11 protein-coding genes are annotated in these 14,027 nt (G+C 56.2%); 3 read left to right on the top strand and 8 right to left on the bottom strand.

Going from position 1 to position 14,027, the window contains the following annotated elements; genetic code table 11:
• Positions 1 to 9: 9 nt before the first annotated feature.
• Positions 10 to 1,095: an electron transport complex subunit RsxD gene (gene rsxD / locus ABIE29_RS09750; RefSeq protein WP_429618327.1), complete on the bottom strand. Its 1,086-nt coding sequence runs from the start codon at positions 1,093 to 1,095 to the stop codon at positions 10 to 12.
• A 296-nt stretch (positions 1,096 to 1,391) separates the two neighbouring features.
• Here rsxD and ABIE29_RS09745 point away from each other — a divergent pair, with 296 nt between their 5' ends.
• A complete protein-coding gene (locus ABIE29_RS09745) occupies positions 1,392 to 2,285 on the top strand; it encodes a helix-turn-helix domain-containing protein (protein ID WP_429618325.1) in 894 nt (297 codons plus the stop codon).
• 34 nt (positions 2,286 to 2,319) lie between these two features.
• On the opposite strand, the gene rsxC is transcribed toward ABIE29_RS09745, so the two are convergent.
• From rsxC to ABIE29_RS09710, 7 genes are all read right to left on the bottom strand, one after another.
• Positions 2,320 to 4,419, bottom strand: coding sequence for an electron transport complex subunit RsxC (gene rsxC, locus ABIE29_RS09740; RefSeq protein WP_429618323.1), 2,100 nt, complete (start codon positions 4,417 to 4,419; stop codon positions 2,320 to 2,322).
• The gene (gene rsxB, locus ABIE29_RS09735; protein WP_429618321.1) at positions 4,412 to 4,987 is read right to left on the bottom strand and encodes an electron transport complex subunit RsxB; all 576 of its coding nucleotides are present in this window, start codon (positions 4,985 to 4,987) and stop codon (positions 4,412 to 4,414) included. The genes rsxC and rsxB overlap by 8 nt, the downstream gene beginning before the upstream one ends.
• A complete protein-coding gene (gene rsxA, locus ABIE29_RS09730) occupies positions 4,987 to 5,568 on the bottom strand; it encodes an electron transport complex subunit RsxA (RefSeq protein ID WP_021178056.1) in 582 nt (193 codons plus the stop codon). Before rsxA ends, rsxB begins: the two co-directional genes overlap by 1 nt.
• A gap of 144 nt (positions 5,569 to 5,712) precedes the next feature.
• Complete coding sequence (locus ABIE29_RS09725; protein WP_429618319.1) at positions 5,713 to 6,153, bottom strand: DUF2569 domain-containing protein; 441 nt, start codon at positions 6,151 to 6,153, stop codon at positions 5,713 to 5,715.
• 189 nt (positions 6,154 to 6,342) lie between these two features.
• Positions 6,343 to 7,755 carry a glycoside hydrolase family 1 protein gene (locus ABIE29_RS09720; RefSeq protein ID WP_429618318.1) on the bottom strand — a complete coding sequence of 471 codons (1,413 nt, stop codon included), beginning with the start codon at positions 7,753 to 7,755 and terminating at the stop codon, positions 6,343 to 6,345.
• Between the two features lie 103 nt (positions 7,756 to 7,858).
• Positions 7,859 to 9,364: an L-arabinose isomerase gene (gene araA, locus ABIE29_RS09715; protein ID WP_429618316.1), complete on the bottom strand. Its 1,506-nt coding sequence runs from the start codon at positions 9,362 to 9,364 to the stop codon at positions 7,859 to 7,861.
• A gap of 55 nt (positions 9,365 to 9,419) precedes the next feature.
• On the bottom strand, positions 9,420 to 11,099 hold the full coding sequence (locus ABIE29_RS09710) for a ribulokinase (RefSeq protein WP_429618315.1): 1,680 nt from the start codon (positions 11,097 to 11,099) through the stop codon (positions 9,420 to 9,422).
• A gap of 359 nt (positions 11,100 to 11,458) precedes the next feature.
• Between ABIE29_RS09710 and ABIE29_RS09705 the strand changes: the two genes are divergently transcribed.
• Positions 11,459 to 12,442, top strand: coding sequence for an arabinose ABC transporter substrate-binding protein (locus ABIE29_RS09705; RefSeq protein ID WP_429618313.1), 984 nt, complete (start codon positions 11,459 to 11,461; stop codon positions 12,440 to 12,442).
• A gap of 60 nt (positions 12,443 to 12,502) precedes the next feature.
• Complete coding sequence (araG, locus tag ABIE29_RS09700; protein ID WP_429618312.1) at positions 12,503 to 14,026, top strand: L-arabinose ABC transporter ATP-binding protein AraG; 1,524 nt, start codon at positions 12,503 to 12,505, stop codon at positions 14,024 to 14,026.
• The last annotated feature ends 1 nt before the right edge of the window (position 14,027 follow it).

Below are 14,027 nucleotides of genomic sequence, written 5' to 3'. Positions count from 1 at the left end.
CTTGACTCCTCAACGGTGGCCATACACGCGTGGCTGCGTGTAGTGATCGATTAAAGGCACGGTAATGTTGGCCAGCAGTACGGCAAAGGCTACCCCGTCTGGATAACCGCCATACACGCGGATCAGCCAGACCAGCAAGCCAACCAGGGCGCCGTATATCAATCGCCCTTTAGGCGTGGTAGAGGCACTGACCGGATCGGTGGCAATAAAGAAAGCCCCGAGCATAGTGGCCCCGGAAAACAGGTGGATCAGCGGGGAAGCCTGATGGGCAGGATCTAACGTCCAGGCTAATCCTGAGCATAGGGCAATGACGGCCAACATGCTGAACGGGATTTGCCAGTGGATCAGTTTACGGCCCAGCATAAACAGGCCGCCGAGCAGGAAGCCCAGGTTGATCCATTGCCAGCCGATACCTGCCAACGTGCCGCCGAACAGCGGTTGCTGCAGCACCTGTTCCACCGAATGGCCGCTGCGCAGGCCGGTCTTAAAACCGTCCAGTGGCGTTGCCTGGCTGATACCATCAACGCCCATCTGCAATTGGTGCAAGGTTGCTCCCTGAGCGGTATGGCCGCTGAAAATAGTCAGCAAGGTATCCGGCAAGGTCAGGGCGGTAGCGCGAAGTTCTTCCGGCGGTAACCAACTGGTCATTTGTACCGGGAAGGAGATTAACAGCACCACGTAACCCACCATGGCTGGGTTGAAGGGGTTTTGCCCCAGTCCACCGTACAGCTGTTTGGCGATGACAATGGCGAAAAAGGTGCCGATAACGATCATCCACCAGGGAGCCAGCGGTGGTAGGCTAATGCCCAGGAGCAGCGCAGTGAGCAGGGCAGAATTGTCAGCCAGCCGTGCCTTGACCGGCTGTTTACGTAGCGCAAGAATGGCGGCTTCGGCCCCTAGAGCGGTCACCATCGCCAGCGCGGTCTGAATAAGATTGCCATAGCCAAAAAACCACAGCTGTGCGGCCATGCCGGGAATACAGGCCAGCATCACCCAAAGCATGATACGGCTAGTGCTTTGCTGGTTATGGGTAAACGGAGAGCTGGCGATGTGTAAGCCTTTGGGGGCTGCCTGTTGTACCGGCCTGAACTTCATAGAATCACTACCATTTCTTTGCCATGTTAATCAGTGCATTCACGGTGCGGGCACCGGGGGAAATTACAGCGCTGCATTCTACCTCAATCATATGTCGGGTAATACGTGCTAATCATAAGGATATTCGGCTTTTGCCGCGAGAAAAAGCCAGGTTGGATGTAAAACGTGCAGTATGGGTTGTCATACTGCTGATCGACCTGCTATTTTTTGGACTGCTTTGCGCACGGAATAACAATTTTCATATAATTAACGTAGGTTACCATCCTGAGCATTTTTGAAGTAGCGAACAACTAATAATGACTAATGAAGATATTTTATTTATTGAAGAGCTGATTGAATGGGTCGAAATTCATCTGGAGACACGGCCGAATCTGGATGAAGTTGCCCGCATCTCCGGCTACTCCAAGTGGCACCTGCAGCGTAAGTTCAAGCGTATCACCGGTATCCAGCTCGCCACTTATATTCGTTCACGCATTCTTACCCGTGCGGCGGTCGCGCTGCGCATCAGCAACCGTACGATTATCGATATCTCCGACGAATTGGGCTTTGATTCACAGCAGACCTTTACCCGGATGTTTAAGCAACGTTTTGGCATTACGCCAAACCGCTACCGTACCATGGATAAATGGGACGTGAAGAGCCTGATGCCGCGCTTCGACTTCGCAGCCGTGTATGAGGCCGGTTTTTATCCGGCGATACAACGGTTGACGATGCCGGATACGCATCTGGTCGGGTTCTCTCGGCAGTTGGAGTTTGATACTGTACAAGAGATGGAGGTTTCTTCTTGCCTTGCCATGAAGGGGGAAATTCTTAACGACTTCTTCAAAGGGCTGAATACGGAATGTCACAAGGTTTTCAGTATCCATTCAGCTCATGAGCGCGGCGACGGCGAGTGTTCGGTCACGCATACCATGGCGGTGGAACCGGAATTCAAGAAGGACATTCTTTCTGGTCATAAGATTGAGGATATTCGTTTGCCAACGCGCGAGTACATCGCGATCACCCACCAGGGGACGGCCAAAGAGTGCGTGAAATTTATCTCTTACCTGATCTCAAACGTGGTGCCAGGGCTGCGCAACGAAGTGCGCGGGAGCGTAGAGATGGAGATGATCGAAGCCAAGGCGTGGAATCAGGATGCCAAACTGCGGCAGATCGATGTCAATTACACCTACCTGATTTCTATCGATTAAGTGGGGCCTTGCGTTCGGCAAGACCCCATACCGCTTACTCTTTATCTACCGTAGCTAGCCGTTGTGCGGCCTTTTTGGCCTTGACTCGGGCCAGCGCGGCGGCAACGGCAGCCTTGCGCGGATCCTCGAGTTCAGTCGTAGGGATGGTTTCCTCGTCAACTTGCGGTTGCGAAAGCTCAGCTTGTTGCGCGGCCTTTTTGGCCTTGACTCGGGCAAGCGCGGCGGCAACGGCAGCTTTGCGCGGATCCTCGGGTTCAGCCGTAGGGATGGTTTCCTCGTCAACTTGCGGTTGTGAAAGTTCAGCCTGCTGCGCCGCCTTTTTCGCCTTCACTCGGGCCAATGCCGCCGCTACCGCAGCCTTGCGCGGATCCTCTGAAGCTACAGTTTCCGCCACGCTCTCGGCGTCTTGCGCCTGTGCCGCTTTCTTGGCTTTTACACGTGCCAACGCCGCAGCCACGGCCGCTTTACGTGGGTCTTCCTGTTGCACCGCTGCTGCCGTAGGCATTTCGTTTGCCTGCTCAAGCTTGCGCGCTCTGGCCTGTGCCTTACGTGCTTCGCGGGCAGCAATGGCGGCGCTGTTATCCGGCTCCTGGCCGGTGATAGCAATGCCAGCAGCCTCACTGTTTTTACTGCGCACGCGAGCCAGCGCCGCTTGAACGGCATCCTGATCGCTGTCGGTCAGTTTCACCGCAGCCTTTTTATGACGCTCTTCGCGCGCCAGTTTCTCACGCTCCAAGCGGGCCAGCTTAGCTTCATAACGTGCTTTGGCTTCGGCGGTACGTGCCGCTTCCTGATCCAACGCGTTAATCTCAGCCTTTTCTTGGCGATAATATTGCACCAGCGGAATATTGCTGGGGCAGACGTAGGCACAGGCACCACATTCGATACAGTCGAACAGGTTGTGCTTACGCGCCTTCTCGTGCTCTTCGCCACGGCTGAACCAGTAAAGCTGCTGCGGTAACAGTCCGGCAGGGCAGGCATCAACGCACAACCCACAGCGGATACAGGACTGCTCTGGTTCTTGTACGGCCATTTCGTCAACCGTCGGGGCCAGCAAGCAGTTGCTGATTTTGACGATCGGCACGTCTAACGTTGGCAGCGTAAAGCCCATCAGCGGGCCGCCCATCACCACCATCTGCTGGGATTGCGGACGATAGCCGCCAAAGGCCAGCAGGTGTTGCACTGGCGTGCCGAGGCGCGCCCAGACGTTGCCAGGTCGGCTCATGGCCTCACCGGTTAAGGTGACGACGCGTTCAATCAACGGCTCGCCATCGACAATCGCCCGCTTGATGGCAAAGGCGGTGCCCACGTTTTGCATCAGCACGCCGATGGTGGACGAACGCTTGCCGTGAGGCACTTCTTTGCCCGTCAGAATTTTGGTTAACTGCTTGGCACCGCCGGAAGGGTATTTGGTGGGGATCACCCGCAGGGCGATCCCATCCTGCCCGCGCAAAGCGGCTTTCAGAGCGGCGATGGCTTCCGGCTTGTTATCTTCGATGCCGATCAGCGTCACCTTGGGTTGTAACAGGTGTCGCAGGATCTGGGTGCCTTCGATAATCTGAGCGGCCTGTTCCTGCATCAGCCGATCGTCGGCGGTGATGTAGGGTTCGCATTCCGCAGCGTTGAGGATCAGGGTTTCCACCTCTTCGCGGCCGCCTTGCAGCTTACTGGCCGTTGGGAAACCTGCGCCCCCCAGACCGGCAATCCCGGCCTGATGAATACGTTGGATCAGCTCTACCGCATCCAGTTGGCGGTAATCGGCGACCGGCGTCAGTTCGCACCAGCGATCTTCACCGTCTGGATCGATAATCACGCACAGTTCCGCCAGCCCTGAAGGGTGGGCGGTAACGTGAGGCTCAATGGCGCGGATGGTGCCGGAGGTTGGCGCATGTACCGGCAAGGTGCGGCCACGGCCAAAGGTCAGCGGTTGGCCTTTCAGTACGCGGTCACCGGCTTTGACACACAGCTCGCCTTCTGGCCCCAGATGCTGTTGCAAGGGGACGATAAAAATATCAGGCAGGGGAGCCACGCGCAGTGGCACACCGCTGGACTGGGTCTTCATTTCGGGTGGATGAATGCCACCGTCAAAATCCCAAATCCGATCTTTTTTCAAAGCGGCGAACAGATTAAACATGTTGCTCCACGGGGATCACTTGCACTGGAATGGTTTGCATATCCCATTTCCAGCTGGCGGTCGTAGTGGCGACCGGTTTCATTTCAATACAGTCGGTTGGGCAGGGTGCAACGCACAGATCACAGCCGGTACAGAGATCGGTAATGACCGTGTGCATGGCGCGGGTGGCGCCAACGATGGCGTCCACCGGGCAGGCCTGAATGCACTTGGTGCAGCCGATGCAGTTGGCTTCGTCAATAAAGGCGACCTTACGTACCGGTTCAGCCACGGCAGCTCCGCCGTCCAGCGGTTGTGGCTCGACGTTCAGCAATTCGGCCAGCTTGAGCATCACCTGCTCGCCACCCGGGGCGCATTTGTTGATCATCTCGCCATTGGCAACCGCTTCGGCATAGGGGCGGCAGCCGGGATAACCGCATTGGCCACATTGGCTCTGCGGCAGAATATCGTCGATCTGTTCGGCAACCGGATCTTCTTCCACTTCAAAACGGCGCGCGGCAAAGCCCAGCACCAGGCCAAACAGCAGCCCCAGAGCGCTTAATGCCGCCACCGCAATCCACAACGCAGTCATTAGAATCTCACCAGCCCGGTAAAGCCCATAAAGGCCAGAGACATCAGGCCAGCGGTGATCAAGGCGATGGAGGAGCCGCGAAACGGCGCGGGCACATCGGCTACCGCCAGGCGTTCACGGATGGCGGCAAACAGCACCATCACCAATGAGAAGCCTGCGGCGGCGCTAAAGCCATAAACCGCAGACTGCAGGAAGTTGTAGCCAAGGTTGACGTTGAGCAACGCCACACCTAACACGGCGCAGTTGGTGGTGATCAACGGCAGGAAAATCCCCAGCAGGCGATACAGCGCCGGGCTGGTTTTGCGCACCACCATTTCGGTGAATTGCACCACCACGGCGATCACCAGAATAAAGGACAGCGTACGCAGATAGACCAGATCCAGCGGGATCAGGATAAAGCTGTTGATTAGCCAAGCGCAGACCGAGGCCAGCGTCATCACGAATGTGGTTGCCATGCCCATGCCGATGGCACTTTCCAGTTTCTTGGAAACGCCCATAAAGGGGCACAGGCCCAGGAATTTCACCAGGACAAAGTTGTTCACCAGTACGGTGCCAACAAACAAGAGCAGGTATTCGGTCATTGCAATGCCTAAAAAAATAAAAGCCGCCTATTATCGGTAATCGGCGGCGTAACGACAACATACTAATCGCAAGGGTATAGCGCTTTTTTGCCCGTTTTGCTGAAAATTTATCCGGCAGGGCGATCAAATCGTGCTTTGCCGCGGTTACTTCTCGATGAAGGTGCCTTTCACGCGCAGGGAACGCTTAAAATAGGGCACCAGCAGGGCAGCCATCACCAACGGCCATAACAGGCTACGCACTGCCAGCTCATCGGGCACGGGGGCAAAGGCGAATGCCTTGATCGCCAATAGCACGGTGATCAGCAGCCAGACCAGGAACAGCTTTGGAAAACGTTGTGAACGCTGGCAGAACAGCCACAGCAGGTACAGCGTAAAGCACCACATCACTAGCGTGGTAAGTACCGATAGATACCACTGCGTGGAGAAAGCCTGAGCATTGGTGCTCAGATACTCGCGTGATTCCGGCATAAAAATGGCCATACCGTACAGGGCCAACATCAGGCTGGCGCTGAGCAGGGTAACGATCAGATAGGCCATCGGGGCTAGCAGCCAACCGCCAATGCGCGAATATTCAGCTTGGGTCATACGAGATCCTGAGTGGTATTCCAACAAAGTAAGCGGCATAGCTTACTCAAATATGAGTCAATGCGCGAGGAGAAGGCGGCACCAACGACAAAATGCCAGTCAGATTGCGCTGACTGGCATGACAGAGTTTACCAACCTCAACCGGTGCTCATTGTAGGGGCGCTGCATGCTGCGCCCACTTGGCGGCTGTTAACGTTCCGCACCGTTGCTGGCGATCAGTTTCTGGTACCAGAAGAAGCTCTTCTTACGCTGGCGTGCCAGATCCTTGTTGTGGTCAACGTAGATAAACCCGTACTGCTTCTGGAAGCCGTTGAGCCAGCTCAGCAGATCGATAAACGACCATGGGTAATAGCCACGCACGTCGGCACCCTGTTTGATGGCGTCTTCAATGGCACCAATGTGCTGGCGCAGATAGTCGATGCGATCGTCATCCACCACCTCACCATCGATAATCGGATCTTTGGCTCCGAGACCGTTCTCGGTGATGTAGATAGGAATATCGCCGTAACGCGCCTTGATATTCATGATGCCTTCGGTGAGGCCCTGTGGATAAATCTCCCAGTCCCAATCGGTATACACGCCATTCGGATTGCGGACGAACTTGAACAGCCCCTTAAAGCCGAATTCGTTGCCCTGCTGGTGGCCGCTGCCTTTCTCACCGGTGGTGTTGATGGTCAGATGCGACTCTTGATTATTGGCCGCGATAGTTTCACGTTTGTAATAGTTCAGGCCAATAAAGTCACAGATATTGTCGCGCAGCAGTTGCTCATCACCAGGTGCGAATTGCGGTACGCCCCACAGAGCTTGAGTCTGCGCCAGCAGTTCAGCCGGATATTCCCCTTTCAGCACCGGATCGTACAGCCAGTGGGTAAAGATCCCTTCGGCCAACTGATAGGCCGCCAGATCTTCCGCAGATTGGCTGAGCGGGGTATGGGTTTGCAACACGTTGACGAAGCCGATTTGGCCGGCAATGCCGCTGGAGCGGAATGCAGCCACCGCTTTTGCGTGGGCCACAAAGACGTGGTGGCAGGCTTGGATCGCGCGCGCCGGATTCTGTACGCCCGGTGGGTGGCCACCAGTGATGTAACCGAAGCCGATAAAGCACACGGTTTCATTGAAGGTAGACCACAGTTTGACGCGATCGCCGTAACGCTGGTAACACAGGCGGGCATACTCTTCAAAAGCCTCTGCGGTGCTACGCGCTTCCCAACCGCCTTCATCTTGCAATGCCTGTGGCAGATCCCAGTGGTACAGGGTGATCATCGGCTCAATGTTGTGTTCCAACAGGGCATCGATCAGATCGCTGTAGAATTTGACCCCGGCCTCATTGATGGTACCCCGGCCCTGTGGCAGCAGGCGCGGCCAGGAGATAGAGAACCGGTAGCTCTGCATCCCCATTTCGGCCATCAGCGCTACGTCCTCACGGAAGCGGTGATAGTGATCGACGGCAACGTCGCCGTTCGTGCCTTGGTAAGTGGTACCAGGCAGGTGGGAGAAGGTATCCCAGATGGATGGGCCTTTGCCGTCGGCATCGTGCGCGCCTTCAACCTGATACGCCGCGCTGGCCGCGCCCCAGAGGAACTCTTTCGGGAAAGCAGACATAACTATCCTCTCTCTATACGTTAAATATTGAGTCTAGTTTAGGTCGAGTTGGAATGGGTTTGCAACCGGTTTCTGAAACCGGTTGCAGTTTTTGCAGACGCGTTTAGCGGCGGTTGATTTGGTAGTAGGTTTCATTCCAGCGGATTTCGTTCTTGAACGCTGGCAGGGTAGTGTCGTTATCGATCAGCAGGAATTCGATGTTGTGCATCTCGGCATACAGGCGCAGGTAGTCGGCGTTCAGTGACTGCGAGAACACCGTGTGGTGCGCGCCGCCTGCCAGGATCCAGGCTTCCGCCGCCGTAGCCAGCGAAGGTTGAGCACGCCAGATCGCCCGCGCCACCGGCAGCTTAGGCAAGGGTTTAGGCTGCTCAATGGCATCAACCTGATTGACCAGCAGGCGGAAACGATCGCCCATATCGATCAGGCTGGCATTCACCGCCGGGCCGGCCGGGGTAGAGAAGATCAGGCGGGCCGGATCGGCCTTGCCACCGATGCCCAGATATTGAATATCCAGCAGTGGCTTGTGCTCTTTGGCGATGGAAGGGCAGACTTCCAGCATATGGGACCCCACCACCAGATCGTTGCCCGGCTGGAAGTTGTAGGTGTAATCCTCCATAAACGAGGTGCCGCCGTTTAAGCCGCTGCCCATCACTTTCATAATGCGCAGCAGGGCCGCGGTTTTCCAGTCGCCCTCACCGGCAAAGCCGTAGCCTTGCTGCATCAGGCGCTGTACGGCCAACCCTGGCAACTGCTTCATGCCGTGCAGCGTTTCAAAGTTGGTGGTGAAGGCGTGGAACTTGCCCTGTTCAAGAAAGCGCTTCATGCCCAGTTCGATAGCGGCGGCATCGATCAGATTCTGCCGTTTGGCGCCGTTAACTTTAGCCACGTCGCTCAGCTCATAGCTGGCTTCGTACTCTTCGATCAGGGTATCGATATCGCCCTTGCTCACTTCGTCGATCACGCTGACCAAATCACCGATGCCATAAGCATCCACGGAATAACCAAACTGGATCTGCGCGGCCACTTTATCGCCATCGGTCACGGCAACCTGGCGCATGTTGTCACCAAAACGCGCCACCTTCAGCTGCTGGCTTTCCTGTTTGGCGCAGGCAACACGCATCCATTGAGCGATACGCTCCTGGGCATTTTTGTCTTGCCAGTGGCCCGCGATCACGCTGTGCTGCTGGCGCATACGAGCACCGATAAACCCGAACTCACGGCCACCGTGGGCGGTCTGGTTCAGGTTCATAAAGTCCATATCCATGCTGTCCCACGGAACTTCGGCATTAAATTGGGTATGGAACTGGAGCAGCGGTTTATCGAGGATCGACAGGCCGGCAATCCACATTTTGGCCGGTGAGAAGGTGTGTAGCCAGGTGATGATGCCGACACAGTCCTGGTGATAGTTGGCATCACGGCAGACGGTGGTGATTTCGTCCGGCGTGGTGACCAGCGGTTTCAGCACCATCTTCACCGGTAAACCTGCGTCACGGTTCAGGCTGTTCACGACCTGCTCGGCATTTTCCATCACCTGTTGCAGGGTTTTTGGGCCATAAAGATGCTGGCTGCCGATCACGAACCACACTTCACGTTGCTTAAAGATGTTCATCAAAAACTCCTGGATCTAGAGGTTTTATTGAGCCGAGAGGGTCTGCCCCGGCGTATTAATTTTTGGGGGTTGCGGCAAAGCGCGGCTCTGCGGCTTGGCACCATTGTTGATAGCGTTCATAAAGTTGTTGGTAGCGAACGACGTTTGCAGGATCGGGCTGCAAAGTTCGTTCAATGCTGCAAGCCATATGCCGCTGAGCCTGCGGAACGTCACTGAAATGTCCGGCGGCCACGGCGGCGAAGATGGCCGCACCCAGCGCGCAGCATTGGTCGGAGGCGACAATCTGTAGCGGGCGATCCATCACATCGGCACAAACCTGCATAATCACCGGTGACTTGCGGGCAATGCCGCCCAAAGCCAGCACGTTATCGACGGGAATGTCCTGCTGTTCGAAGCACTCCATGATGGCGCGAGCGCCAAAAGCGGTTGCGGCAATAAAGCCACCAAACAGCGTGGGCGCATCGGTACCAAGGTTGAGATCGGTGATCACCCCTTTAAGACGCTGGTTGGCGTAGGGGGTGCGGCGGCCATTGAACCAGTCCAATACTACGGGCAGATGGTCTAGCGACGGGTTTTTGGCCCAGCCGGCGGTCAGGGCGGCCAGCATGTCATGCTCGATTTGTTGCAGCTGTGTCTGGAGTTGCGGTTGCGTCTTGGCGGCTTCACGCAGTGGCCAGCTCAGCAGGCGGCTGAACCAGGCGTACATATCGCCAAAAGCGGATTGCCCGGCCTCCATGCCGATGGTTTGCGGCACTACGCTGCCGTCCACCTGGCCGCAGATGCCGCTGATGGCGCGATCGCCCACGCGTTCACGATCGGCGATCAGGATGTCGCAGGTTGACGTGCCAATCACCTTCACCAGCGTATAAGGCTGCGCACCGGCCCCCACGGCCCCCATATGGCAGTCAAAGGCGCCCCCGGACAGCACCACGTTTTCTGACAGCCCAAGCCGTGCGGCCCACTCTTTGGTCAGCGTTCCCACCGGCAGATCGGCAGTGTAGGAGCCGGTGAACAGCGGATAGGGCAGATCTTCCACCAGCAATGGGTCCAGAGCCGCAAAGAAGGCTTTGGGCGGTAAACCGTCCCAGTCTGGATGCCACAGCGTTTTATGCCCAACGCTGCAACGCCCGCGCTTTAACCGATCCGGCGCGGTCGTGCCAGAAAGCAGCGCCGGTACCCAGTCGCACAGCTCAACCCAAGAGGCGGCGGCGTGGCGTACCGCCTCATCCTGGCGTGAAACGTGCAAGATTTTGGCCCAGAACCACTCAGAGGAGTAAACGCCGCCGATATAGCGTGAATAGTCGGGGAAATCGCCACGGCGGCACAGCTGGTTAATCGCCTCGGCTTCCTCGATGGCGGTGTGGTCTTTCCACAGTACAAACATGGCGTTGGGATTGCTGGCAAACTCCGGCCGCAACGCCAACACGTCGCCGTGTTCATCAATCGGGGCGGGAGTGGAACCGGTGGAATCTACCCCAATCCCGACCACGGCCTGCCGCTGTTCCTGGCTCATGCGTTGCACCACGGCGACGACGGCCTGCTCCATGGCTTCGATATAGTCGAGTGGATGGTGGCGGAACTGGTTCTGCGCGGCGTTACAAAAGTCGCCACGCTGCCAGCGAGGGTAGTAGACCACCTCGGTATCCAGTTCGTTGCCGTTTTGGCAGTCGACAGCCAGTACCCGCACTGAATCGCTGCCGAAGTCTAATCCCAGGGCAATAGCACCTGCCGTCATGATGCGGACTCCTTATTTGTTTGATTGAGGTTAACGATAGGAGCGGGACAGGGAGACCGGTGAGGAGTCATTGGCTGGAAGTATGCACTTTTCTGCTTGCTACAGTGATTTTGTGATGGGGGTCAAAAGTTACCACTTGGTTAAATTTGCTAAATATATGCATATATCTGCTGTTATCTCGGGATGTGATAGCGCTCTACATTTAACTGACAAATACCGGCTAAAACTGTTTGCGTCTTACCTGAGTCGACGGCAATAAGCGAGATGTAAGGCCATTGTCGTGACAGGATCTCATAATGATAACGTTTTCACGGTGGCCCGGTTTTTCTGCCGATGAAAGCAAAACAGCGGAGAGTACCATGCATAAATTCACTAAGGCGTTGGCAGTGATCGGTCTGACGGCGGTTATGTCACATTCGGCTGTCGCAGAGACCATGAAACTGGGTTTTTTAGTTAAACAGCCAGAAGAGCCCTGGTTCCAGACCGAATGGAAATTTGCCGACAAAGCGGGTAAAGACCTGGGGTTTGAAGTGATCAAGATCGCCGTACCGGACGGCGAGAAAACCCTCAATGCCATCGACAGCCTGGCGGCCAGCGGGGCCAAGGGGTTTGTCATCTGCACCCCAGACCCGAAGCTAGGCTCGGCGATTGTCGCCAAGGCGCGCAGCTACGATCTGAAAGTGATCGCGGTTGACGACCAGTTTGTTAACGCCAAAGGCAAGCCGATGGAGAGCGTGCCGCTAGTGATGATGGCGGCCACCAAAATAGGTGAACGCCAAGGTGCAGAGCTGTGGAAAGAGATGAACAAGCGTGGCTGGAAAGTGGCAGAGACCGGCGTCATGGCGATCACCTCCGATGAACTGGACACTGCACGCCGCCGTACCGGTGGCTCTATGGACGCATTGAAAACCGCGGGTTTCCCAGAACAGCAGATCTACCAGGTTCCGACCAAATCCAACGATATCCCAGGGGCGTTCGATGCCGCCAACTCGATGTTGGTGCAGCATCCTGAAGTGAAAAACTGGCTGATCGTCGGGATGAACGACAACACCGTGCTGGGCGGCGTGCGTGCCACTGAAGGCCAGGGCTTTAAAGCGCCTAACGTGATCGGCATTGGTATCAACGGCGTTGATGCGGTAAGCGAGCTTTCCAAGAAACAGGCTACAGGCTTCTACGGCTCATTGCTGCCAAGCCCGGATATTCATGGCTACAAGAGCATTCAGATGCTGCATGACTGGGTAGAGAAAGGCGTAGAACCAGAGAAATTTACCGAAGTGACCGACGTGGTGCTGATCACCCGCGACAACTTCCAGGTCGAACTGCAGAAAAAAGGTCTGATGTAAGGAACGTGCCGCCTGCATCAAACGGGCGGCCATTTATCGCACAGCATTGAGGAAAGCACTATGACTGCCGTCACGCCCTATCTGGCTTTCAAAGGCATCGGTAAAAGCTTCCCTGGCGTCAAAGCGCTGGATGATATCAGTTTCAGCTGTCAGGCCGGGCAGATCCACGCGCTGATGGGGGAAAACGGCGCCGGGAAATCGACGCTGCTGAAAATCCTCAGCGGCAATTACGCCCCAAGCAAAGGGGAGATCCACCTCCAGGGGCAAGCGGTACAGTTTGCCAATACCACCGACGCGTTGAACGCCGGGGTGGCGATTATCTACCAGGAACTGCATCTGGTGCCGGAAATGACCGTGGCAGAGAACATCTACCTGGGCCAGTTGCCGACCAAACATGGTCTGGTGGATCGCAAACTGCTGCGTTATGAGTCCCGCTTACAGCTCGAACACCTCGGGTTGGACATCGATCCGGATACCCCGTTGAAGTATCTGTCGATTGGCCAGTGGCAGATGGTGGAGATTGCCAAGGCTCTGGCGCGTAATGCCAAAGTGATTGCGTTTGATGAGCCGACCAGTTCGCTGTCGGCGCGTGAAATTGAACAACTGTTCCGGGTGATCCGCGAACTGCGGGCCGAAGGGCGAGTGATCCTGTATGTCTCACATCGAATGGAGGAAATCTTTGCGCTGAGTGATGCCATTACCGTGTTTAAGGATGGCCGCTATGTGCGCACCTTCGACGATATGCAGCAGGTGAATAATGAAGTGCTGGTGCAGGCGATGGTGGGCCGCGATCTCGGCGATGTTTATGGCTATCAGCCACGGGAGCTGGGAGAAGTGCGGTTGCAGCTTACCGATTTGCAGGCCGCCGGGGTGAAAACGCCTATCAGCCTTAACGTACGCGCTGGAGAAATTGTTGGCCTGTTTGGTCTGGTGGGCGCAGGGCGCAGCGAACTGATGAAAGGGATTTTTGGCGCTACGCGGGTAAGTGCGGGCCAATTGATGCTGGATGGCAAGCGGCTCGATGTGCGTTCACCGATCGACGCTATCCGTGCGGGAGTGATGTTGTGTCCGGAAGATCGTAAGGCCGATGGCATCATTGCGGTGCACTCGGTGCGTGACAATATCAACATCAGCGCGCGTCGCAAAAGCATCAAGGCGGGTTGCCTGATCGATAACGCCTGGGAAACCAGCAATGCCGATCACCATATCCGCGCGCTGAATATCAAAACCCCCACCGCCGAACAGTTGATCATGAACCTTTCCGGTGGCAACCAACAGAAGGCGATCCTGGGCCGCTGGCTGTCGGAAGAGATGAAGGTGATCCTGCTGGATGAGCCGACACGCGGCATTGACGTTGGCGCAAAACACGAAATTTACCACGTGATTTATCAGCTGGCGCAGCAGGGCATTGCGGTGCTGTTCGCCTCCAGCGATTTACCCGAAGTGCTGGGGTTGGCGGATCGCATCATCGTGATGCGTGAAGGGGCGATCTCTGGCGAATTGACCCATAGCGATGCCACTGAGGAAAAAGCCCTCAGTCTGGCGATGTTACGTACCCCCGATATTGCAGCGGCGATGGCCTGAT

It is taken from the genome of Serratia sp. 2723, assembly GCF_050434425.1.
In the GTDB taxonomy this organism is placed as follows: Bacteria; Pseudomonadota; Gammaproteobacteria; order Enterobacterales; family Enterobacteriaceae; genus Chania.
The sequence above is the reverse complement of the archived record's forward strand: the minus strand, read 5'-3'. Positions and strand labels throughout refer to the sequence as shown.

Coding starts and splice junctions, on each gene's coding strand:
- rsxB (WP_429618321.1), bottom strand. CDS start 4,987: ATGACTGCGTTGTGGATTGCGGTGGCGGCATTAAGCGCTCTGGGGCTG.
- ABIE29_RS09745 (WP_429618325.1), top strand. CDS start 1,392: ATGACTAATGAAGATATTTTATTTATTGAAGAGCTGATTGAATGGGTC.
- ABIE29_RS09725 (WP_429618319.1), bottom strand. CDS start 6,153: ATGACCCAAGCTGAATATTCGCGCATTGGCGGTTGGCTGCTAGCCCCG.
- araA (WP_429618316.1), bottom strand. CDS start 9,364: ATGAACATCTTTAAGCAACGTGAAGTGTGGTTCGTGATCGGCAGCCAG.
- ABIE29_RS09720 (WP_429618318.1), bottom strand. CDS start 7,755: ATGTCTGCTTTCCCGAAAGAGTTCCTCTGGGGCGCGGCCAGCGCGGCG.
- ABIE29_RS09705 (WP_429618313.1), top strand. CDS start 11,459: ATGCATAAATTCACTAAGGCGTTGGCAGTGATCGGTCTGACGGCGGTT.
- rsxA (WP_021178056.1), bottom strand. CDS start 5,568: ATGACCGAATACCTGCTCTTGTTTGTTGGCACCGTACTGGTGAACAAC.
- ABIE29_RS09710 (WP_429618315.1), bottom strand. CDS start 11,099: ATGACGGCAGGTGCTATTGCCCTGGGATTAGACTTCGGCAGCGATTCA.
- araG (WP_429618312.1), top strand. CDS start 12,503: ATGACTGCCGTCACGCCCTATCTGGCTTTCAAAGGCATCGGTAAAAGC.
- rsxD (WP_429618327.1), bottom strand. CDS start 1,095: ATGAAGTTCAGGCCGGTACAACAGGCAGCCCCCAAAGGCTTACACATC.
- rsxC (WP_429618323.1), bottom strand. CDS start 4,419: ATGTTTAATCTGTTCGCCGCTTTGAAAAAAGATCGGATTTGGGATTTT.